The organism is Arthrobacter sp. D3-16 (assembly GCF_054408515.1).
Map to the genome: position 1 here is coordinate 2,328,396 of NZ_CP096437.1, position 22,376 is coordinate 2,350,771.

Below are 22,376 nucleotides of genomic sequence, written 5' to 3' on the forward strand. Positions count from 1 at the left end.
GAGTGTCACGGGCTGGTTTGTCCTGCCGGGAGCTCGGCTTCGTCCTTAGCTGTCAGGTGTCTGCTGGGCTGGCCGGAGCGGCGACGGTCCCTGATGGTAAGAGCAAAATAGAGCAGGAAACTGATGGCGAATGCCGGCATCGTAGCCCCTACCGGGCTTGGCCACAGGTAGGTCAGGACGTAGGAAACCAACGCCCCCACCACCCACACTGCTACTGCAGACCAGTTGACTCCCGCGGCATACCAGTAGCTGCCGCCACGCTCGCGCAAAATATCACGGGTGTAGCTGCTGCGCTTGATGATGTAGTAATCCACAATCATGATGGCGAACACCGGTACGAAAAACGCGCTAATAACAAACAGGAAATCGGTGAATTGGTTCAGCAGCGCCATCCACGTAGATCCTAGGATCGAAATCACTCCGACCACCAGGGCCGTGGGCAGGAAGCGCAGCTTCCAGCGCGGCTGGGCGTTGACCACCGACGTAACCATGCCGTAAACCACCATGGTGTTGGTCGCCATTACCGACATGAAAATCACGATGGCCAATGGTGTTCCAAAGGCAGCCACAATCACCGTGGGATCAAATGGAGCTGCCGGCTGGCCGGAGAGGATCACGAAACCGAGGGCCGTAACGCCCAGTGTCATGGACAGTATCGTTGACAGCGTGTATCCGATCCCCGAGCCAATTATCCCGGCCCGGGTTGACTTGGCGAAGCGGTTGAAGTCCGCGGAGAGAACGGTCCAGGAGATGGCCGTGGCAACAACGATGTCCAGCACCGTGAAGTTCGTGAAGCCTAAGGACTCATCCACGTCCAGAGCAACGAACTCGGCAGGATTGAAGGTAGTGAAGGCCGTTACGAAGACATAGGCCATGATCGCCAGGATCACCACCGCAAGCCAGGGCTCCACCTTGGCGATGCCCTCATGGCCCAGGATCGCAAGACAAACGACAATCGCTTGGCATAGCACTGCAAAGAGGATCGGACTGGAGAATCCGGTCACCGGTTCAAGCAGGTAATTGACGGTCACGCCCGCGAGCATGGCCTGCACCCAACTCCAGCCCATCAGGATGATGAAGTTGGCCGCGACGGGCAATAGGCTGCCCCGTGTCCCGAACGCGCCGCGGGTGATGGCCATGGTAGGCAGGCCGGTACGCGTTCCGATATTGCCAATCAGTGTCAGCACAACAGCGCCGATGACGGTGCCTATTACGATCATTGCCAGGGCCGAGGCGAAACTGACCCCTGGAACAAAAAGGGTTCCGGTCAGCAGCGTTGTGACGACGAAGTTGGCGGCGAGCCAGATCATGCCGATTCGACGGGTGGACAAGGAACCGCGGATTGGCCCGAAGCCGTCCGCGTTGTGCTGGAGGTGCGCATCGAGGCGCTTGTAGATGTTCATGGGGTCCTTGAGGGGAGGGGATGAGAGGTCCCGGCTACGGCCCTGCAGCCGGGAACGGGGAAAGATGCTCGTGCACTGCAATCAGGCTGCCATCTTCGATCTGGGTGAAGACAATCGATTCACGTTCCTTGTATGACGCCTGGCCTTCACCGGTTTCTACGGTTGTGGCTACCTCATGGACAAAGACGGCACCGCCGGGAAAAGCCGTCACCCGTGGATTGGTCGACTGACACGTAAGTACTCTCCACCCGCTGGCCAACCACCCCTGCCACAGCTCCGCGTAATCGCTGCGGCTGCCCAATGCCGTCGGCTCACTATGGAACACAAGGGTCGCATCCTCGGCAAAAAGAGCAAAGTAGCGATCTGTATCAGTCGCAGCGAAAGCCTCCACAATGGCGGATGCTGCTGCTAGCACTTCCTGATCTGTTGGTACATCGGCAAGGCCGGATAAATGCATGTCGCATCCTAGCTAAAGGGCATACCGTTTATGCCTGGAGAGAAACTTTTGTTGAACATTAGAGTACAACGCAGAAGGTGTCAACGGTCACATACGTCTGCCCGTATTTCAAGGAAAGAATCGCCGGAACCTTAGCTGGGTGGACGAGTTGCTGCCCGAGGCCCACACCGTTCCTCTTGACCCAGCGGGTGTGCCGACCGGGTCCGGGGACGATTCTCAGAGGTTATCCACCGCTACTACTGCCAGGGAGCGACAACTGCTACTTCACCGCCAGCGGCACACCGATGGCGACCTTCTCACCGGGTCCGCGATAACGGCGACAGAATCCACACCCAATCCAGTCAGCCGTGACGAAGAACCTGCTACCCAGGGGGTCCGCTCCCCGAGTCGGTCATAGACAGACGTTCCAGGCGAGATCCATCAGTTCATGCATCACAGCCTCCACCGTGGGAGCCGTCGTACCTTCAACTCCCGGTGCTGACAGGATCGCGGACGATGGCGGGCGTGCCAGGACGACGACCAAAAGGAATCGATACTGGTGGGGCCAACCACACCCCGGTCGGGAATCGAGTACTACAGTGGATGCATGGCTCCCAGCCGCCATCCGCTCGACGACCTGCGCGAAACCATCGGCCATCTCGCCGATCAGCTTAAGCTGCCCAGTTCGGAGCGTGTCGACGACCTGGTCGGCGATCTCATCGGTGTCAGGCCCGGGCCGGCCCGGCCGCTGTCCGAGGTGCAGGCCGAGCTCGACGCTCTGGTCGGACTGGAGACCGTGAAGGAACAGGTGCGGGCCCTCGTCGCACTGCTCCAGGTGCAGGCCCGCCGCAAGGCACACGGCCTCCCGGAGGTGGCCACGTCACAGCATCTGGTGTTCCTCGGAAACCCGGGCACAGGTAAGACCACCGTGGCGCGGCTCCTGGCCGAGATGTACCGCGCAGTGGGACTGCTGCAGAAAGGCCATCTGGTCGAGGTGGACCGGTCGGGCCTGGTGGGGCAGTACGTCGGCGCGACCGCCATCAAGACGGACCGGGTAATCCGGCGTGCGCTGGACGGCGTCCTGTTCATCGACGAGGCCTACGCTCTGGCCCCGGAGGACGGCCGGATGGACTTCGGCCCCGAGGCGATCGAGGTCCTGCTCAAGCGGATGGAGGACCACCGCCACCGCCTGGTCGTGATAGTGGCCGGGTACCCGCGGCTGATGGAGTCCTTCTTGCTCTCGAACCCGGGGCTGCGCTCCCGGTTTGCCCGCGAGATCACGTTCCCCGACTACTCCGTCGACGCACTCCAGACGATCTTCCACCAGATGCTGGCCCAGCACGAGTACACGCTGGAGCCAGGTGCCGACCAGATGCTGCGCCGCATCTTCACCGGGCTCCACGCAAGCGAGGACTCCGGCAATGCGCGGTTCGCCCGCACACTGTTCGAGCAGGCGCTCAACCGCCAGGCGCTGCGGCTATCTCTCGACGAGGAACGAAGTCTCGACGCGCTCGACCGTGAGGCCGTCATGACGCTCACCGCGGACGACATCACCGAGGCCGCGCTGGCCTTGGGCGAGGAGCCGGAGCCGGAACCGCCGCCGGAACCGGAACCGGAACCGTCACGCTGGTGGCGCTGGCTGGCCTGACCGGATGCGCGGCCGCTGCCGTGGGAATGCCTATCTATTTCGCGACCGGCACCCCGGAATTGCTTCTCCCCGCCGATAACCCTATTTGCAGCCCTCAAGAATGCCGACGATGGCGTCGTGCTCGGCTTGAGTGACCCAGAGGCCGTATTTCACCTTGACGGCAGTTTGCCGGGCGACGTACTCGCACCGGAAAGCTTTGTTCGGCGGAAGCCAGGTAGCTGCATCTTTGTCACCTTTGGCACTGTTGGTAGGGCCGTCCGCGGCCATGAGATTGAGCGGGTCGTTGGCGAGTTCCTTGCGCTGGTCAGCGTTGAGCTGCTGCGCGCCCTTTTGCCAGGCGTCGCTGAGGGGAACGATGTGGTCGATCTGCACCTCGGAGCTGGTGTCTTGGCCGCGAACGAAGTTAACGCCAGTGCCCGTGTACTTGTCCGCCAAGGTGCCTGTGGTTACGACGCAGTTGTTGGTGCCTTGCTTGAACGTTTCGTTCGTCAAGTCTCGGGCGAGGATGTCGTTGCGGGTGTCGCAGCCGTTCCGGTCAACGTCAGCCCAAGCCGGTCCAAACTCATCGCGGGTATAGCCGGTCTTTGGGGCACGACCCTTTACCGGGATGTTCTCCAATTGGGCGAGGGCGTTAGTGGCTTCAAGGGCAAAGGACGGGTCTGCCGGTGCTGGCGCATCGGCTGCCTTGCGTGGAGCCGACTCGATGATTTCGAAAGCGTTGGCGGCAGCGTCACAACCGGTGAGGGAACCGGCCAGTAGCAGGGAGGCGACAGCGGTCAGGGTTCGGGTGGCGAAGCGATTGATCTTGGGTCCTTCTGTTGCAGCGGGCTCTTCCACGCTAACTTCCAACACCGCCTGTTACAGCCAGGCCCATTCGTGGTGCCCGTCACAGGCGGCGACTCCCTTCGTCCTCGCAGCTCACTTCGAGCAACCGGCCGCAAGGCTGGTATCGTTATCTGTTCGTAACAATCCCAATCGAATTGCGTGTGAATATATGCCTGCGGACTCCGCTACCGAAGACAAGCCGAAACAGTTCCTAGGACTAAGCGGCACCCAGACTATTGGCTCGGCTTTGGCCGCCGTGACCTCTGCCTTGGTGGGGTCCTTTCTCGGTGTTGCCGGAACACTTATCGGTGCCGCGCTCGGCTCTGTCGTTGCCACAGTAGGCGCCGCTCTCTATGCCCGAACGCTTAGTTCCGCCGCCACCATGGCCCTCACGAAAATCCCTCAGCAACGCAGGCGCGGCCTGCGGGTTGACGACGGCGACGTGCCCGTTGCCAGCGCTTCGTCCGGGAGCGATGAACCTCAAGCCAAATCTGGCAGCAAGCGGTTTACCGCCAAGACCTGGATTAAATTGGGGGCGGTCAGTGCTGCCGCATTCGTCCTCGCGATGGTCGGCCTCACTGCGGTCGAGTTTGGAACCAACCAGCCCATTTCCAGTCTTGTCTCGTCGACGTCGAGCATTGATGACGGTGCGGCCGAACACACGACGACGCTCGGCAAAGCATTGAGCGGCAATACGACGGCCCCCGGCGAGACTGACACATCCGGTGAGGACGTGGGGCAAGTGCCTGGGCAAGTCGAGGGAGGCTCCAACGAAGAAGGGGGCCTGACGAGCAACGGCAGCCCCAGTGACGGGGACAACGGCTCGACCACAACCCAAGAGCCGGGAACGACGGAAATAGGCGACACCCCGCCAGCGGACCCCGCCCCCGAAACCGAACAGAGCCCGGAGCCTGCCCCCGACGGGACTTCGGGGCCGGAGGTCTTCTCAGATCCCGGATCGGCCGAGCAGCCCACACCGTAGGGCAACGATGCCGACGCTCGCCGACGCGGGACCGAGGCCGACGATCAAAACTCTGCATCGGCGAATCCAACAAAATATGCGGTGCTCGAGGCCTGGGTCGCCGGGTCGATTGGAACCTTCGTCGACTCACCGACAAACGGACTGCCTTCGGTAAACCCGTCCTTTAGACTGCGTGGATTGAGTTGAGCTCGTAGACCATGGCCGAGCTCAGTGCCGGCCCGCGGCAGGTCAATTGGCCCGGCGGTGCGTGGCGGGCCTGCAGTTCGACGTCGACTTGCGCCGGGTGAGGCGGGCTGCCGGTGATGCGGACCCGCCAGTAATCGCCGTCGCGGGAGGTCGCCGCAACCACATAGTCATTCCGGCCGGCCGGGCCGAAACGTCTGAGCGTGGCCGCGACAGCGGCCTGCTGTGCTGGGAAGAGATCCGTGTAACCGCGCAAGTACTCCGCGTGGATACGGCCGGCGAGGTGTTCTTCGATCGTGGCGACGGACGACTCAGCGTCCAGATTCCCGTGTCGGCATCGGTATCGGAACGCCAAACTGAAGTGCCCTCGTCCAGCTCGGCGGGATCAGGGAGCCCGTCACCATCCGAGTCGGACTTTGCTGGATCGGATAGCACCTGGAAAGTGTCAGATGCGGTCGGAATGCCGACGTCACAGCGATCAGGATCCGGGAGGTGTGATTTGCAGCGATAAGTGGCGGCATTTTTGCAGCGCTAAATGTCACCCTTGTGCCCTGCACGAAAAAGCATTCTGCTCAATAGTCCTCTGTAGGAAAAAGACAGCGATCCCGGCGCAGGCTGCTATTGCAGCCACAGAAAGGGAGCCCTCGTCGCAGTCCGTCACCTAGTCCATCAGGCCCGTAGCCGTGTGCACGCGGGGGCGACCCTACTGTCCCACTCGCACTACCCTGCCTCAGAGACTCAGTGGTAGTTTGTCGCAGCGATCAAGAAACTTCGCGCACTAAGCACAGCGGACCATCACTTCACCAATCGATAGTCTCTTGCTGAATAACCCTGCCTCAAGACGTCCTCCATGACCACTCGTGAGAACCAACCAATATCAAACTCATATTCACGTCCGGCCTCAAAAGAAGCAGCAATCTCTTCACGGTTATCGAACGTCACTCCGTTGGAAACGGAAATGCTCCCACAATTCAAGGTCGTCACCAAAACACCTGCAGTCGACGCAGACCCCCGCGAGCCGCCCGAACTCGTACGCGGCTCCGCGGAGACCACTTCACACCGCATGGTTTCAGCTCCAATCGACTCCCAAAATGGTATGAACATGAAAAATATTATGGACCCAAAAATTAGGGCTCCGGCCAAGTTCCAATACCACTTCAATGTCGGTCTGTTAGCGTTTCGCTCCGATGCATCACTGGTCTTCATCGTTCCCTCTCCCATCCCCAGTTACCACCCACTCGCACGACGGCCGCTTACAGGCCCGGTGGCACCATTGGCAAACCCCTGAACAGGTCCTTCACAAGATCCTCACTCTTTGCCTCACCTGGTTGCGAGTAAGTATTGACCAACCCCGCACCTGCCCCGCCGACTCGATGCACTCCGAGGCTACCGCTTCCTTCTGACGGAATTTTGGCACCCCATCACAAAAGGACGCCAACACGCGTAGTTCAGCAATCCGGTGTCTTGAAAAACAAAAGCTTTTCGAGGCACTGTTCGGGGCGTCGGGAGGAGCCAGCTGCGGATTGAGAAAACCGGGCTGGCAGAAGTCCCGGAAACACGTCTCACTGTAAATCGTCTCAGCATAGCCTCGTGAGGGACTTTTTGAGTCAGAATGTCCTGATGAGGCAATTGGGCTACGCACCGGTGAGTACTTCGAACCAGGATGCCCAGCTGCAGCTCAACGCTCTGCTCTCCGTCGGCGTGCAAAAGCGCGACGTCTTCGCCGATGTAACCTCGGGAAGTAAGACGGCCATCGAACGGCCAGGGATGAAGAGACTCTTCGAGTACGCCGAGGAGGGCGACACCGTTGTTGTGTGGCGGGTCGATCGGCTGGGCCGGTCATTGATCGACGTGCTGAACACCGTGAACCTGCTGCGTGAACGCGGCGCCCAGGTCCGATCCATCTCAGACGGTATCGACCCGGCGACCTCGACAGGTCGGTTGATGCTGAACATGCTCGCCACCTACGGCTTGATCCAGATTGTCATAACGGATCACTGGGACATTCGGGGCAGGACCTGGTTGATCGTCTGGTTCCTCATCATGTCGCTGATGTCGATGCCGGACTCGGACGGGCAAACCCCGCAATTCGGCGTAGGCGCAGCCATCATCGTGGCCGTGTTCTTCCTCTGGATGCTGGCAATCATCGTTCCGTCCATTGCCCTGACGGTGCGCCGCCTGCACGACAGCAACAAGAGCGGCTGGTGGTACTTCATCAGCGTGATTCCGTTCGCGGGTGCGATCATTTTGCTGGTCTTCGTCCTGCTGCCACCGGACCCGGCAGGTCAGCAGTACGACCAGCCAACCAGTTCCTGACCAGCGCTCCGCGCTTGGAAGCCCCCGCTGTCCCATGACAACGGGGGCTTCTGCTGTCCCAGGGAGGGCATTATCCTTCCGTTGCCTGCGGAAACGGCCGGTTCTCAAAAAAGTACGGTCGCAGAGCCAGTCCTGCACGTTCCTGGTCGTATTGAAGAACTACCTGCTTCGCCGCCAGCACTGAAATCGGCATTGGCAGCTCACGGTGCGTCTTCTTTAGGCGCAGTCGTTCAAGCGCCCCGGTGCGTTCGTCCGTCTTCTTGTCTGTCCGCACGCCGACGTCCGCCGTCAAAATGCGGACCCCCTCGGGATCCCTGGCAATAAAGCCCTCCAGGCCAAAGAACAGCTCCAGCTTCAGATAAGGGCTGGCCATAACCACCTTGGCCAGTTCCTGGGCGGTGTGTGTGAAATTGTCCAGGCCAATGTTGGGCCGCTCATCTTCCATACGCCTCTTCCTACCAGCGGACAGCGACAGTCCCAAGTCACACACGGCAGAAACAAAGCAACCCCCATCTGCCGCAGCAAAGTCCGGGGGTCCAGCGGAGCCCGGACGCAGTAGTGGTGTTGATGAAAGGCAGTTGTGATGACCCATCCGCATTTTGAGGTTTTTCTCACCCAGGCCATTGATGAAGGACATGGGTGTCGGCCGGTTCGCGTATGAGACCTCTGACTCCCCGGCGTACGGCACAGCCCGCGCGCATCCTGGAACTGGTAGGCGGGCCAGTGGCGGACGCTACGGGTGGTGTTGCCGCCGCCGCGGGTCCAGCCTTGCCGGCTGCCGGTGACGGTGGCCTGGGTCCTTGGCCAGCGGGCGATGAGTTGCTCCTGGCTTCTGGCCTTCCGCACAGCATGGATTAAGGTGAGGGCGACGGCGACGAAGAATGCCGCCCAGATGGCGTAGAGCGCGATTCCCACGGGTCCTATCGTGCGGGTTGATGCTGATGTCAAGGGGACGGCCGTATGGATAGTCCACCCACTCGCCCGGGCTCCACCGCCGGCTACTGCCTTCGCACCACGCATGACTGAACGAAAGTCAGCCGGGAAACGGGCGCCGTGCAGTACCGCCTTGGGATCCACGTTGGTGCGTACCTCACCATCACGGAATCGCACATCGTAGGCGAAATAGGTCCTACCCAGCAGGAGGGACGACGCTTTCGGGCCACTCTCGTTGCCCTCACGTGTACCGGAACTCATCAGTCATGAGCTTCCCCTTCAGTTTGTCTCGTCAATCGATCAGCAGGCCGGCGCCGATGCAGACCTCGGTGTACCCAAGGCTTCTTACCCGGGGAGCGCTCCGCCTGCAATCAGGATCCCTTCCGCCATAATCCACTGGCCCCAGGCACAGCCAACTGTCACAGCCGGTATGAGGATGTACGTCGCGATGCGTGAACCCTTGCCCATCTGGTGCGCATCCGGTTTCCTCCCCGAACGCAGGAATCCGACGAGAACGACAGGAGCGGGAAGCATCGCGATCTGCATGGGGAGCCCCTTGCCGCTCCTGTCGTACTTTCCGTCGTACGGCATCCTGGTGTCCCAGGGAACAGTCATGCACGTGTAGATGGCAATGCCGATGCAGAGCGCCAAGGCAATCCATTTGATGACTTCGACCCGCCGGCAAGCTACCTTACCGAGCATGAGGTCTTCCTCTGTCAACCCTTCCGGAATGGCTGCCTCCCCTGCGTTTGGGCTAACGCCATTCTTCATCGTGTCTCCCCTCATCTGTTCGCGTTGTCCCCCACGGTCCGTATTTCTTGTCCGAGTCTTCCGGCTGAGCCATCGAACTGCTTCCTGCTTCTGCAGCTTCACCGAATACGGGAAGTAGTCCAGGGTCATTTGAATGCGTGGTTCGGGGTGCTCCAAGAACCATGCGTAGGCCCGGTCACCGTCGGCCTCCCAGCAGGGTTTCGGGAGGCCCTTGAGCTTCCTCGCCTTCCGCCCCCGCCATTCTTCCTTGACGTTGTAATAGCACTGGACAACTGCCCCGCCGAAGAAGAGCAGCCCGAAGAACACCATGACCAGCGCTCCATGATCGGAACAGGGCAAGAATCCCGAAGACCAGGGCAGAACAACGAGGCCGGGATCATCAGGACCAGCATGGCCAGACTGAAGTAAAAGGAACGGATCAGGTTGTGGTCGCCACCGCCGGAGCTGGCACCGATGCCCACTCTTCCTCGGTGTGGGCATAGATGGTCTTGCCGGCCATCGCATACCCGTAGTAGTACGGACGGTCAGGACGCGCTGGAGCTGTTCGTCCTTCCTCTTCTCCCCCTGGCTTCAACCCTTCTGACTAACTACCGAACAGCTTCTTGCCGATCTTGGCGAAGACTCCAGGTTCCTGAGACTGGTCGATAACCTTGGGTTCGGCAGAGAAGTCGGTTCCGTTCTCTGTCACAGGCCAGCGCTTGTTTTTCCAGTCCACTGACCCAAACTCGGTGTTGTAGAGCGGCGGGGTCACTCCCTCAGCGCGGAATATGTCCCACATCCAGTCTGGAATATTTGCTGCCGTTCTGGGGAAGGTCAGTAGTTGCTCCGACCAGGACGCGGCGCCGGATGGATGAGCACCGGGATACCAGTCCCCGTCGGTGTCCCTCGCCAAATGCTCCTCATCGAATAGGTCCAAGCGCCCGGGGCGGTTGGGAAAGACATGAACTTCAGCCGTCGTCCACGTTCCCAGACCGGGCTTGTATGCACGTACGCGGCATGCATCGAGCCAGCGGTTCAACGCTTCACGTGAATACTTGGCGTTGCGATCACGCTGAACAACGCTGCCCTTCAAGACCATATGACCACGTTTGTACGTCGAGGACGTTCGGAAAACGATAATGTCGATTACTTCGTCCATGCCCAGCGCAAAACCATCTTTACCGAAGGCTTCCTCATGAAGTTTCTCGAGACCTTTGACGACAAATGGTTCTGCGTTCGAGCCGTTCGAGCCGTTGCTAGTCAATGGCAGCCGCCTTATGTTGAAGATTATTGAAGTCGAAGTCTTGCCATGAACCGTTTCCAAATTTATATCCGAGGTCGAGGTTTGAAGGCAGGTCTGGCTTTGCACCAGGTACAAGCTCCATCTCCCACTCCAAGTCCACGTTCTCGCCACGTGTCAGCAACTTCTTTACCTTACCAATTACCTCTTTTTCAGTGTTGAAGTAATTGTTGTCCTCAGCATCAATAGCCTCACCCTTGAGGCGGTTCTGCCACTCATGCTGGGGGAAAAGCCCCGCCCGCTCACCGATAAACCCCAGGGCTGAGGGTGCGGCATGTCCGCCGTCGTAACCTTCTCCGCCAAGCCGACCGGCTCTAAGCTGTTGCCAACCGTTCCGGTTCATGTCGCCAACAAGCGTTGAAGTGATGTGGCCTTTCGCCGAGGCAAGGCGACCATTGTGGTCCATGACAAGGGTGAATGTGTTTTGCAGGCCGCCATCCACCTGAGCAACGACGTTGTATGTCGCGTTCGGGACAGGCTTATTAAGTTCCGGAGACCACGCTCCCTTTACGCCGGCATAGGTGTCCACTCTGGTAACTCTGCCAGCAGCATCGGTGTAGTACTTTTCCACGGTATCCGCTACTAGTGCCCCGGAGTCATCCTTCATCTTGCCTCGGTGCTCAACGATGTACTCGGTGTTTGGTTGCAATCCGGTCCGTGCAGCGAAATTTTCCTTTTTGCTGACTGGGAAGGTTTTGTCGCCGTGACGAAGTACCACGGTCTCGGATATGTGTTCTGGCCTGGAAAAGAGCTCGGGCTTGGCAGTTGTAGGTGCAGGGCCTCCGCCAATCGAAGAGCGTTCTGGAGGGACAAACGCCGGCGGGTTGCTGTCCCGGATCGAGGCGGCCTTGTTGTCCAACCAATCAGCTGACCGGGGCGAGCCGTCCGGGACGACAGCACCGTGGGCAAGTGCGTACTGGGGCTTCGGCACCGCGTTGTCGACAGTACGGATGCCCTCGGCCACTGCTGCCATCGCCGCGGCCGTACTGCGTTTGGTGCCAGCGACAGTTTCGATTACCGCCGATTTGCCTGTGTCCAGTGATGAAAAGACTGCGACCCGGCTTTGAGCCATAGTGTCGAGGATCTTCGCTGTCGTCTGAGGCATCAGAACGTCGGATACTTTAAGGGTGAGCGACCCGGGCTTGGCCAGGAACGATCCTGTTGATTCCAGTCCTCTGGCGGCGCGGCCCAGGGCGGAGGATACGTCACCCAACCGAGGGGTGTTCATTGTGGCGATACTCAACTTTTCAGCGGTAAGGCCCGCCTTGCTGACTGCAGTTCCCGATTTAACAGCGGCGCCCGCTCCTCCACCGGCAACCATCGAGGCTATGCCGGTGAGGGTCGCGCCGAAGGCCCACGAAGAGTTTGTTTCGGCCTCTTCCGCGTGGAAGAACGAGGAAGCCATCTGGCCAACGTCTATGGCGAGTGGGTCTGCAATCAGCGCGTTGATGCCGCCCCAGGCCTGATCCCGCTTCGCTTGGTCTCCCGTGAGGGTGAGCGACCATACACCGTCGACAAGAGCAACGGCTCCGGCTCCGAGGCCTTGAAGGAAGCCAAGCGTGCCATTCCATCGGTAGGGAATATTCTCTCTCCCCCATGGCTGCTGCGAGCCGTTGTTGTCGACGCCGAAGAAGGACCCGACATGGTAAAGCGCTTCGTCTACAGGGTTTCCCGACGGCTTGTGGGCACTGGCGCTGGCCACAGAGTAAGTCTCACCCCCCGAGATGCCCGCAAGGGCGGCAGAGCAGGTGTTTTGGGCGGCCACGTATTCGTTGTAGATGGCCCTCGCTTCAGCTTCGAGCTCGCTTCTTCGGCCGCTGAGTTCGCCGTCGCCTGTCCAATCTTGATGGACTTCGCTCTTAATCTGTTCACCCTTGACCATCGTGACTTTCTCGACGGTGGTGGGAAAGGCCTGGATATCAGCGTCGAGAGCGCGAACGTCTCGTCCGTACTGCTCCAGCCGCTCCTTCAATTGCCTGCAGGTACTGGAGAAATCTGCGAGAGCGGCTGAAGTTTGCTGCCCTTGGGCCTGCACACGGCCAGACACCGGGGTGACCTTATCGAAGGCAGCAAGGACCACAGGTGCTTCATCTGAGGCATAAGTCGATCCCAGAGCTTGCCATTGGCGAGCAGACGCAGTAACTGACTGATGAAAATCCGCTGCGTGTCCTTTTAGACCAGTGGCCGCGGCGTCCAGCGAATCTACGTCAGGAAGGCGGCAGCCAGCTGTCGGATCTAGGCCTGAAGGACCGAGTGCGACACATACTTCCGGGGACAGAGCCATATTGCTAAGAGTCCTTTTTCAACATCACATCGGTTATTGTCCATGGGCATTCGGGCCCCGCGCGAAGGCATCTGCACCGATGTTCGCGGCGTTCCGCTGAGACACGGCTGCCATCGTCAGGTCACCTTGCTGATAAAAGCTCAGCGCCTGCGCAGTAGAAGCGAAGATGGTGCCGGAACGCTCCAGCACCTCACGCGTTGAGGGAGCAATGCCCATTGTCAGCACATCGCTTAAAGCCGCGATCACACCGGCGGCTTGGCCGGGTATGGCAGCTGCAGCTTCATTCAGGGCAGTCTCAAGTCCCACCAATGCCGGTTCCGCACCTGCGACTTGCGCAGCGGTGGCCCTGATGGTGGCAGCGCTGGCGGCCACGTCAATGTTCCACACCCCTGCCATTGAGCGCGCCCCTACCGCTAACCGATCCCCTGCACCGCGCTGCGGGCAGAGGTTGAGGCGGTGGTAGCAGTTTCGTCATTCAGGCTTAGCGTGCTTCGGACCAAGGCAATGATCGCCTTGACCTCCGAAGCGGCATTGCCCCAGCGTGCTTCGACAGCCTGGTATTCGGCGTCCACCCCGTCGGCACGGAAATCAGACATAGCCTGGTTTACGTCGGACTCGCGCTGGGCAATCAGGCTCTCCAGCTGGGCGGCCAGGGCCTGAATGTCGCCCTGGACCTGAGAGGAAACATTCGTATCGTATGCGATGCGGTTAGCAGTCATCTTGTGTCAGAGCCTTACCGGCTCCTGCTCCGTTCAGAATTCAAAGAAAGGATTGCTGCGGACAGAGGGCGGGACCGGCTTAGCCGGCCCGGCCCTGAAAGCGTGCGGCATCAAAGTTGGCCGAGCCCTCGCTACGGCGGGCGTTGTCGCTGGCAGCCAGGTCGCCTTGCTGAAAAGCGGTGTTCATCCCGGACTGGCCCTGAACAATCGCGGCAAGCGCCGCGTTCAACTCGGATGCGACGAGGTCCGACCGATTCTTAAAGGCATCGAACGCCGCTTTTCCAGAACCACTGAAGCGGCCCTCCAGCGGCGTCACAGCATCAACAAAGCGTCGAACGAGCGCACCGAGATCCTGTTGCGATACGTCAGTCTGCTTGTTCAGGTTGCCGAGCGTGTCAGCACCCATATCAAAGATTGCCATCGTTCCCCCCAGTAGGAATGTAGGACGGCACCGAAGCAATTCTGCACCGACACCATTAACAGCATGAACAACTCGTATTCTTAAGTCCAGTCGATGCAGTAAACAAACAAGATTCAGCTTGTGACTTGCAACCGAGGCGCTCCGCGATAGGTTAAAGGGCTGTTCAGTACTTCAACAAAGCCGGATCGCCGCGTTGGCAAACTATAGGGGGAATGAGCTTGTCGGACGACTATGATTCGCGGCTTCTGGAGTCCGCCCGGGTGCGGAAATACCGGCTTGATGACGCCATCCTGTATGGCGGGAATCCTCAAGAACGGACCTACACCAGCGTGACGAAAAGGCTGATGCAGTCACTCCTGGTAGCCGCCCTCATTGCGGCTATTTGTGTCGGCTATAGCTTTGTCCAGCATCTGCTCAACGAACAATCCGCCCGGGAGTTTGGAGCGACGGCGGCGATCACCCTCTTCAAAGGAACTCCATGAGCGGCGCCCTTAGCCGAGTCACCGTCATCGCTGCCCACCGGCACCTCGATCTGCGGCTGCCGTCCGATGAGCCCGTGGCATCACTGCTGCCATCGATCCTGACCCTCGTGAACGACGGCACGGACAATTTTCAGAACGGACCCGCCCCTGGTCACAAGGCGACATTGACGGCATCCGTGCTGACGACCAATGTGGGCGAGATCCTTGACAGCGCCCACTCCCTCCGGCAGGCAGGCATTTCTGATGGGGCCCTGCTGTACCTGAGGAGCGAACGGGACATGCCTCCCGCACCGGAGGTCTACGACGTCCCAAATTTTGTTGCGGACTCCACCGACAGCCTTCCCACCCTGTGGGCTGACCCGCTGCGCATCACCGGTCTTTCCGCTGTCAGCGGTCTGCTCTTGTCCGGCACCGGAGCATCAACAGTGATGTTGCTCGGCGGCGAGGGCGATAGAGGCCTTCAGACCGGGCTTCTCATCGCCACGGTCCTCATGGCTGCCGGTGCCGTTGTAGGCCGGTGGCGTTCCGCACCGGCTGGCGTCTCGATCGTGTTGGCCGGGCTGGCTACAGCAGCGTCAGCCAGCATGGTTCTGGGGCCACTGGGACCTGGGGCCCTGCTGTTTTCCGCTGCCGCTACCCTGGCACTGGCGGCGTTGGCGATCGCCACGGGACGCCACGTCGCCCTGCTTTCCAGCGCCGTGCTGCTGCTTGCGTTGGCAGGAGCTTGGGCGCTTCTGGGATGGAGCACGGGTGACCAGCCGCTGGCCGCCGGGCTGACCGGCATCGCTGCGATCTTCGCATTGGGCTTGGCCCCACGCCTAGCTACGGTTTTGACGGGTTTGAGTGGTCTGGACGATGACCAGCGGCAGGGCAAACGCATCTCACGGATGAGGACACTCGATGCCGTGCACTCCGCCCATGCAACACTCAGCGGGTGGGTAATGACAGCAGGGGCGGTGGCCGCGGCCTCAGCTATCGTCACCGCCACCGCCACCGAACGGCTGCCCTGGGCCGCACTGTTATCAGTAGCCCTGCTAGCGTCGCTGGCGTTCCGGGCGCTCTCCTTGCCACTTCTGGCACAACGGGCGGGAGTGTATGTCGCTGCGGCAACAGCGTGTATCGGAATAACGATTACTTTTTCCCTCGCCATGGATCAGCCTCTGTTGCTTTTTATCCCTGCCACAGTGGCAGGGCTGGTGCTCGTTGCCTCCATGGCCCGGGTGCGGGATCAAACGGCCGCACGTCTGCGTGTGACCGCGTCCCGCTTGGAACTCCTGTGCGTTCTGTCGACCGTTCCGTTGGTCCTGGGACTTTCCGGGGCCTATACCCAACTAGGACAAACCTTTGGCTGACCAACCACGCACAGAGTTCCCGTTCCGTCAGCCTGGCCACGGCCCCGGGCCTAGCCCAGCAACCGTGCACCAGCCGGGCGCGCCTGCCCCTTCGACCGCGGCCTCCGGATTTCCCGGAATGGCTGCCGCGGCAAGCCCGGCCATGAGCCCAACCCGCGCACCATTCCAGCCTTCGCCGGTAGGTGGAGGAGCGCCGGCGACCAGCCCGGCTCTGCCAACCATTCGGCGCACTGCACCGGACCCTCGCAGGGCCGGAAGAAAAGGTGGCGACAGTCTGTGGGAACGGGTCCGTTTCGAGATCACTGATGCCGTCATATCAGGGGCACTTTCGGAGCGACTCATCCGGGCATGCGCAGACGTGGAAGCGCCGATAACCACAGGGAGGCGGATCATCGTCCTGGGAACGGCTGGAGGTGCGGGAACCACCACCCTCGCAGCTGTTATCTCTAAACTCCTGGGCAGCATCCGTCAGGAACCCATCATGGCACTGGACGCCACGGATCAAGGCGGAAGCCTTCTGCGTTGTCTGGGTGCTCCCGGGCCTGCCCCTCTCTCTGCCTTGATCCACCAATTCCAAACCGAACCGGTTCGAACCGTCACCGAGGCCACGGTCAACTCCATCGCTTGCGGCAACCAGGTCTTCGCTGTTGACCGCAAGGACATTGCAGCGTTGGGGGACTCTCCGATCCACGCTGGCGAATGGACGGACGTTTCGTCCACACTGTCCCGCTTCATGGCCGTGACAGTGGTCGACGCCGGCGCCTCACCATTGTCCAGCCATGCAGCAGCGTTGCTGGGGACCGCCCATGCTGTCGTGCTCGTCTCGGCTCCCGGCGGATATGAAGCGGCTCGACTGGCATCCGTGAAGGCGTCCTTGGCCGAAACCTTCCCTTATGTGCAGCAGTTAGGCGTGGTCGTGCATTCGCGGCAGGGGCACGACCAAGGGTTTGCTAAAGGAGAGCTGCCGTTTGACCGGCACTTCGCCGGCGGTGCGGTGCAGCTTAGCAAGCTCGGCTCACGCACCCGGCTTGCCGCCACCGAAATCGCCGGCAAGGCGTTGTTGACCGCCAATAAGGCCTAGGGCCATGACGACCCGAATTGTGCACAGGCCCGCCCGTACGACCCAGCCGGAAAGTACCCCGGAACCTGCCCAACTCGATGCACCCCCGCAACTCGCTACCGGCGCTGGCGGAGTAAACCTGTTGGCTCTGGTGCCCATGCTGGGCGCTGCGACCTCAGTTACGGTAATGATGCTGTTCCGCGGCTCCTCCCTGGCCGGCATCGGAGCGATCATGATGGTTGCAACTGTCCTGGCGTCCGTGGTGTTGATGTTCTCCCAGCGCGGCAAAGCGACGCGGCAGCGGGCCAGCAAGCGCCGGCTGTACATGGATTACCTGCGACGCCGCCGTCAGGAATTCGAGGCCGACGAACATCTCGCCCGGGCAGGAGCGAATGTCGCCCACGCTCCTGCTGCCCGCCTGGTCGAAAATATCATCAACGACCCGCACCGGCTCTGGGAACGCCGCCGGACCAGCCCTGATTTTCTCATCACCCGCATCGGTACCGGTACGGTGCCCAGACGCGGCATCAACGTGCAGGACAGCGGGGACGCCGTCGAACGCCCCGACGCATTCATGCTGTCCGAGGCCGAACAACTGCGCCAGAGGTTTAGCAGCACTCCAAATATGCCCCTGACACTGCCCCTTGGCGCCGTCTCAGACGTGTCCATTGTCGGTGACCGCGACACGGCACTGATGGTGTGTAGAAACCTGATCTGCCAGCTTGCCTCCGCACAGTCACCCGAGGACGTCGAACTGGCAATCGTCGCTGCTGACGCAGAGCAGGAAGCCTGGGAATGGACGAAATGGCTGCCTCATCTGCAGGCACACGGGGCAGTCCGTCAGGCCAGCTCATTCGAGGAACTGGCAGCGCTCTTGCGCAGCTCATTGGATGCCCGCATGACTGCGCTGAGCAGCGCGGTCCGGAACTTTCAACAACTGCCGGCGGACGCGCTTCCACGGCTGATTATCATCTCAGACCTGCCTGGACAGAATGCAGGAAGCCTTCCCGGTCTGCCTGCGGACACGCAGCTGACCCGGCTTGCTGTGACCCGGGTCCATCTGCTGGCCGAACAGCACCAGGAGCCGGAACGTGTTGACCTGCGGCTCACTGTCGCGTCCGGTTCTCTGACGCTTGAGTCGACCGCAACGCGGCAGAAGGTGACCGGCGTCGCCGATAACGTGCCACCCACGATAGCCGACGCTGTCGCCCGTGCTTTGGCCCCGCTTCGCCTCTCGGAACTCTCCCATGAATTCGGGGAGCACAAGTCCTCGCGCAGCTACGCGGAAGCCCTTGGTCTGACCGGCTACACAGCCGAAGCGATGCTCCAGCTCTGGGGCTTGCAGCGGACCCATGACTTTCTTCGCGTCCCGTTGGGTCAAGACGAGGACGGCGCACCAGTGCACCTCGACCTCAAGGAACCAGCACAGGAGGGCATGGGACCGCACGGGCTGTGCGTGGGAGCAACGGGCTCAGGAAAATCCGAACTACTGCGCACCATCGTTCTTTCCCTGATCGCCAACCATTCCCCGCAGGACATCAACATGGTCCTCGTGGACTACAAGGGGGGTGCCACCTTTGCCCCGTTCGAGAACGCCCCCCATGTCGCGGGCTTGGTCACAAACCTGGTCACGGACGCCAGCCTGGTGGACAGGATCTACTCCAGCCTCTCTGGGGAGGTCAAGCGGCGGCAGGAACTTCTCAGAAGCGGCGGGGATTTTGCCCACATAAGTGAATACCGGCTCGCGCGTGACCGCGACCCCGGCAACAAGGCGCTTCAGGACCCTCTCCCCTACCTGTTCGTCTGCATCGACGAGTTCGGCGAGCTCCTCACGGCCCGCTCCGACTTTATCGACCTGCTGCTCTCCATTGGCAGAATAGGCCGTTCCATCGGCATCCATCTGCTGCTGGCCTCCCAAAAGGTGGAGTCCGGCATGCTTCGCGGCCTCGATACCTACCTTGCCTACCGCATCGCGCTCCACACAAACTCCGAGAGCGAGAGCCGGACGATCATCGACGTCCCTGACGCCTATCACCTGCCCAGCACCCCCGGGCACGGCATCCTCAAAGTGGACACGACAGTCTTCAAGAGGTTCCGGGCAGCTTATGTATCCGGTGCCCTCCCGTCACAGGAGGACGAGCCGCTCGAAAGTGAGCCGATCGCGGCACCGGTGGCCGCATTCGAATGGGCGGGGAAGGCGAGCAGGAACACAGGAGCCGTAGATCCCAGAGCAGTATCAACACCAGTCAGCCTCCAGGAAAAAAGGCAACCGGAGTCCGCCACAATCCTCTCAACAGTCGTCGGCTTCGCTTCGGCACAGCCCCGCCAGACCCAGCCTGTATGGCTTCCCCCGCTGCCAACCGTCGTTTCCCTGTCCGGTACCGGCGCTTCACTGGACCTCACCTCCACCGGGCCACGGCTCGCCCAACCCGGTTACCTCCGGCCAGCCATCGGCATTCTGGACGATCCTGCACGGCAGTGGCAGGGCCCCTGGCACCTGGACCTGTCGGCGCGCGGCGGCAATCTTGCCGTGATCGGCGCCCCGCAAAGCGGTAGATCTACAGCCCTGCGTACCATCGCCGCGTCGCTCGCCCTCGGCCACACCGTGCAGGAAGTCAACATCTACGCAGTAGACCTCCTGGGTAACGCGCTTGCCGGCCTCGCGGACCTGCCCCACTGCAGCGGGGCGGCAGGACGCGGTAACCGCGAAGTCTTGCGCCGAACAGTGGAGGAAGTCCAAAGTCTCCTGAATATCCGTCAGGCCGTGTTTGACCACCACAAGTTGGATTCTCTCCACGCCATGCGCTCCCTTCGAAACAAGGGAGCGCTAAAAGAGCTGACCTGTACAGATGCGTTCTTGTTCATTGACGGCTATGGAAGCCTGACATCTGAATTCACGGAACTCGAGGAAGCCGTGCACGACATCATGACGCGCGGCAGTACCTTGGGCGTGCATGTGGTGCTTTCAGTCCGGAGCTGGTCGGAAATCCGCATGTCCAGGCAATCGCTTTTGGGAACCAGGATCGAGCTGCACATTTCCGACCCTGCCGACTCTGTCGATCGTAGGCTGGCCAGCACCCTGGGAGCCCACCGTCCCGGCCGCGCCCTCACAACTGATAAGAAGATCGGCCACTTTTCGCTGCCGTCCCTCAGCAGCGCCTCTGACCCCGAAGACGCCGGACACGAACTGGCAGAACTCGCCTCCGTCTTGAGAAAGTACTCACCCCAGACCGCGCAGCCAGTCCGGGTCCTCCCGCAACTCGTCGCGCTGCCGAACGGCTACAAGCCCCCGGCCGGAAAGGTCGCACTCGGCATCCGGGAGCACGACGCCGAAACCGAAGACCTCGACCTGTTCGGTGCTGACCGGGGAGCGATCGTCTTTGGCGACCCCGAAACCGGCAGGACCAACCTTTTGCGTTCCACGGCGGCGCAACTCATCGCCTCGCATAAACCAGGAGAGCTGGCCTTCGCCGTCTTCGATCCACGCCAGCAACTGCAGGACTTCATCCCAGACGCTTACCTCGGCGAATACGCAGCCAACGGCCAGCGCGCGGCCCACTTGGCGGACTTCATTGCCGGGCAGGCGAGGGACCGGCTTGGAGATGGGACCAGTGCCCCTGTTCGAACACCACGCATCGTGCTTCTCGTCGATGATTACGACATTCTGGCCGCCACCGGAAACCAACCGTTGCGGCCCTTAACCGGCTACCTTCCCTCCGGCGCCGACATTGGACTTTTTGCTCTGGTCACCAGCCGAACAAGCGGGGCTGCCCTAACTGCGCATGATCCGTTCATCTCAAGCATCAGGGCCGCCGGCGCCCCTGTGATCATGTTCTCAGGTGACCGGTCTGAAGGGGTAGTTGCCAACGGGGAGCGTCCCATTCCCCTGGCCACCGGTCGTGCAAGAGTCCTCCGCTCGAGCCGCTCACCCGTAATGCTCCAAACGTTCCACCACAACGGCGAGGTCTCAGACCATGAGTTATGACTTCCACCTCATATGCGACCAGGACCCCAGACTGGCGCTGTTCCCGGACGCATCGGAACAGTTTGAGAACAAGTTCACGCTGGCACCCGTCGAAGGTTCAGACAACCTTGTTGTCGGTTTCAACGGGGAGGAGCTCGCCCTCCTGACCATGCCGCAACGAATCCAGGAACCCGAACTTCTCAGGATCTTTGGCGAGAGGATCGCAAACCAACTCCAGGGCGAGGCATGGGTATCAGAAGTTAATTGCCCCTATGCCAAGGAAGCAGCTGAAGCTGTTCGGGCGTTCCTGATGATCACAGTCGCAGGCACAAAAGGACTGGTGGTAGACCCGCAATCGAATGAGGTCCTCAACGCGAACTGGGGATCATGAGCGCCGCGCCTCTCGTCCTGGTCCCGACCCAGGCTCTTACGCCCTGGCTAAACCGTACGATGCTCAAAGAACTGCGTAAGGCGGTTATTGATGCTCCGCCGCGGAGCATGGTCGCCCTGCAGACCCGGCACGAAGCTGCTATCAGCTATCCCATGCTGGCGTTTATGAAGGCAGCCGCCATTCTCTGGGTCACCGAAGGTCCAGACGGTCATTTGGAGAACGCCCTCATGGCACATGGCCAGGATGTCGGGCATCCTGCGCCACCCGCCGTCCGAGTTCACGGCAGCGTGCTCCACGCGGCAAGCGACGAGCTAATCCTGGGCTCCTTCACTGGCCGTATGCTTCTGACCTCTACGGGAGGCGAGCCAGATCGCGTCGGCCCTACGGAGCCGCTGGTGAACGACTGGGAAACAGGTTCTCTGACCGGATGGTTCCGGCAGCACATGCCGTTAGGGATTTTGTTGCTGTCCGGGCCGGGATTCGCCGGCGTCATGACTGCCTGCCGGACCGAAGCCGGCGTCGTGGAGTCCTTCGATGTGCTGCTGCAGGGGAACCAAGCTGAAGGCGGCTTTGCTGGTAGCGACCAAAGGCCTGCTTGGAATCCGGCTTTACGGGCGAACCAGGTGGAGGCTGCCATCGAATCCAACGTGCAGAATTTTGGTGTGGAGTTGCATTTTGGGGCACGAGGGTTGGGTGTCCACGCGGGCGGGGATGCTTTGGTGCGTCCCCAACTACTGGTACTGGGTCCGGCACTTCATCGAGGCTTGGAAATTTCCTCGACCGCCCACCCCGGCGTGGACTTTGAGGTGCGGGGCTCCTCCCCCTTTGAGCACCTGATTCTTCAATACCCTTCGGGCTTCACCTGGGACGGTGGTCGCACCAGGGACCTCCACCAGCAGATCCTCGCCGGGGTAGCCAGCTAAAGGA

At 60.9% G+C, this 22,376-nt stretch carries 20 protein-coding genes; 9 read left to right on the forward strand and 11 right to left on the reverse strand.

Going from position 1 to position 22,376, the window contains the following annotated elements; all coding sequences use genetic code 11:
* Positions 1–5: 5 nt before the first annotated feature.
* A complete protein-coding gene (locus M1D32_RS11165) occupies positions 6–1,403 on the reverse strand; it encodes a purine-cytosine permease family protein (protein WP_458778754.1) in 1,398 nt (465 codons plus the stop codon).
* Positions 1,404–1,437: 34 nt separating this feature from the next.
* Positions 1,438–1,860 (reverse strand): YybH family protein, encoded by a 423-nt coding sequence (locus tag M1D32_RS11170; RefSeq protein ID WP_458778755.1) that lies wholly within the window; start codon positions 1,858–1,860, stop codon positions 1,438–1,440.
* Positions 1,861–2,446: 586 nt separating this feature from the next.
* Here M1D32_RS11170 and M1D32_RS11175 point away from each other — a divergent pair.
* Positions 2,447–3,487, forward strand: coding sequence for an AAA family ATPase (locus M1D32_RS11175; protein ID WP_458778756.1), 1,041 nt, complete (start codon positions 2,447–2,449; stop codon positions 3,485–3,487).
* Positions 3,488–3,568: 81 nt separating this feature from the next.
* On the opposite strand, the gene M1D32_RS11180 is transcribed toward M1D32_RS11175, so the two are convergent.
* Positions 3,569–4,324 carry an HNH endonuclease family protein gene (locus M1D32_RS11180; protein WP_458778757.1) on the reverse strand — a complete coding sequence of 252 codons (756 nt, stop codon included), beginning with the start codon at positions 4,322–4,324 and terminating at the stop codon, positions 3,569–3,571.
* A gap of 157 nt (positions 4,325–4,481) precedes the next feature.
* Here M1D32_RS11180 and M1D32_RS11185 point away from each other — a divergent pair, with 157 nt between their 5' ends.
* Positions 4,482–5,294 carry a hypothetical protein gene (locus tag M1D32_RS11185; protein ID WP_458778758.1) on the forward strand — a complete coding sequence of 271 codons (813 nt, stop codon included), beginning with the start codon at positions 4,482–4,484 and terminating at the stop codon, positions 5,292–5,294.
* 163 nt (positions 5,295–5,457) lie between these two features.
* Here the strand turns inward: M1D32_RS11185 and M1D32_RS11190 are convergent, their stop codons facing one another.
* Complete coding sequence (locus tag M1D32_RS11190) at positions 5,458–5,643, reverse strand: hypothetical protein (RefSeq protein ID WP_458778759.1); 186 nt, start codon at positions 5,641–5,643, stop codon at positions 5,458–5,460.
* Between the two features lie 1,454 nt (positions 5,644–7,097).
* Between M1D32_RS11190 and M1D32_RS11195 the strand changes: the two genes are divergently transcribed.
* Entirely contained in the window at positions 7,098–7,793 is a 696-nt protein-coding gene (locus M1D32_RS11195) for a recombinase family protein (RefSeq protein ID WP_458778760.1), read from the forward strand.
* Between the two features lie 70 nt (positions 7,794–7,863).
* Here the strand turns inward: M1D32_RS11195 and M1D32_RS11200 are convergent, their stop codons facing one another.
* From M1D32_RS11200 to M1D32_RS11230, 7 genes are all read right to left on the reverse strand, one after another.
* Positions 7,864–8,238: a hypothetical protein gene (locus M1D32_RS11200; RefSeq protein ID WP_458778761.1), complete on the reverse strand. Its 375-nt coding sequence runs from the start codon at positions 8,236–8,238 to the stop codon at positions 7,864–7,866.
* Positions 8,239–9,071: 833 nt separating this feature from the next.
* Entirely contained in the window at positions 9,072–9,806 is a 735-nt protein-coding gene (locus M1D32_RS11205; protein WP_458778762.1) for a hypothetical protein, read from the reverse strand.
* Between the two features lie 274 nt (positions 9,807–10,080).
* Entirely contained in the window at positions 10,081–10,740 is a 660-nt protein-coding gene (locus tag M1D32_RS11210) for a hypothetical protein (protein WP_458778763.1), read from the reverse strand.
* Positions 10,733–12,856 carry a hypothetical protein gene (locus M1D32_RS11215; RefSeq protein ID WP_458778764.1) on the reverse strand — a complete coding sequence of 708 codons (2,124 nt, stop codon included), beginning with the start codon at positions 12,854–12,856 and terminating at the stop codon, positions 10,733–10,735. Before M1D32_RS11215 ends, M1D32_RS11210 begins: the two co-directional genes overlap by 8 nt.
* A gap of 237 nt (positions 12,857–13,093) precedes the next feature.
* Positions 13,094–13,447, reverse strand: a complete 354-nt coding sequence (locus M1D32_RS11220) for a DUF6507 family protein (protein WP_458778765.1) — start codon at positions 13,445–13,447, stop codon at positions 13,094–13,096.
* 26 nt (positions 13,448–13,473) lie between these two features.
* Positions 13,474–13,779, reverse strand: a complete 306-nt coding sequence (locus M1D32_RS11225) for a pore-forming ESAT-6 family protein (RefSeq protein ID WP_458778766.1) — start codon at positions 13,777–13,779, stop codon at positions 13,474–13,476.
* Between the two features lie 79 nt (positions 13,780–13,858).
* The gene (locus M1D32_RS11230) at positions 13,859–14,200 is read right to left on the reverse strand and encodes a hypothetical protein (protein WP_458778767.1); all 342 of its coding nucleotides are present in this window, start codon (positions 14,198–14,200) and stop codon (positions 13,859–13,861) included.
* 212 nt (positions 14,201–14,412) lie between these two features.
* Between M1D32_RS11230 and M1D32_RS11235 the strand changes: the two genes are divergently transcribed.
* From M1D32_RS11235 to M1D32_RS11260, 6 genes are all read left to right on the forward strand, one after another.
* Positions 14,413–14,682 carry a hypothetical protein gene (locus M1D32_RS11235; protein ID WP_458778768.1) on the forward strand — a complete coding sequence of 90 codons (270 nt, stop codon included), beginning with the start codon at positions 14,413–14,415 and terminating at the stop codon, positions 14,680–14,682.
* Positions 14,679–16,034 (forward strand): type VII secretion integral membrane protein EccD, encoded by a 1,356-nt coding sequence (gene eccD, locus M1D32_RS11240; RefSeq protein WP_458778769.1) that lies wholly within the window; start codon positions 14,679–14,681, stop codon positions 16,032–16,034. Before M1D32_RS11235 ends, eccD begins: the two co-directional genes overlap by 4 nt.
* Before the next feature lie 358 nt (positions 16,035–16,392).
* A complete protein-coding gene (locus M1D32_RS11245; RefSeq protein WP_458778770.1) occupies positions 16,393–17,115 on the forward strand; it encodes a hypothetical protein in 723 nt (240 codons plus the stop codon).
* Positions 17,116–17,119: 4 nt separating this feature from the next.
* Positions 17,120–21,079 (forward strand): type VII secretion protein EccCa, encoded by a 3,960-nt coding sequence (gene eccCa / locus M1D32_RS11250; RefSeq protein WP_458778771.1) that lies wholly within the window; start codon positions 17,120–17,122, stop codon positions 21,077–21,079.
* A complete protein-coding gene (locus tag M1D32_RS11255; protein WP_458778772.1) occupies positions 21,069–21,449 on the forward strand; it encodes a hypothetical protein in 381 nt (126 codons plus the stop codon). Before eccCa ends, M1D32_RS11255 begins: the two co-directional genes overlap by 11 nt.
* The gene (locus M1D32_RS11260) at positions 21,446–22,372 is read left to right on the forward strand and encodes a DUF6177 family protein (protein WP_458778773.1); all 927 of its coding nucleotides are present in this window, start codon (positions 21,446–21,448) and stop codon (positions 22,370–22,372) included. The genes M1D32_RS11255 and M1D32_RS11260 overlap by 4 nt, the downstream gene beginning before the upstream one ends.
* Positions 22,373–22,376: the final 4 nt, after the last annotated feature.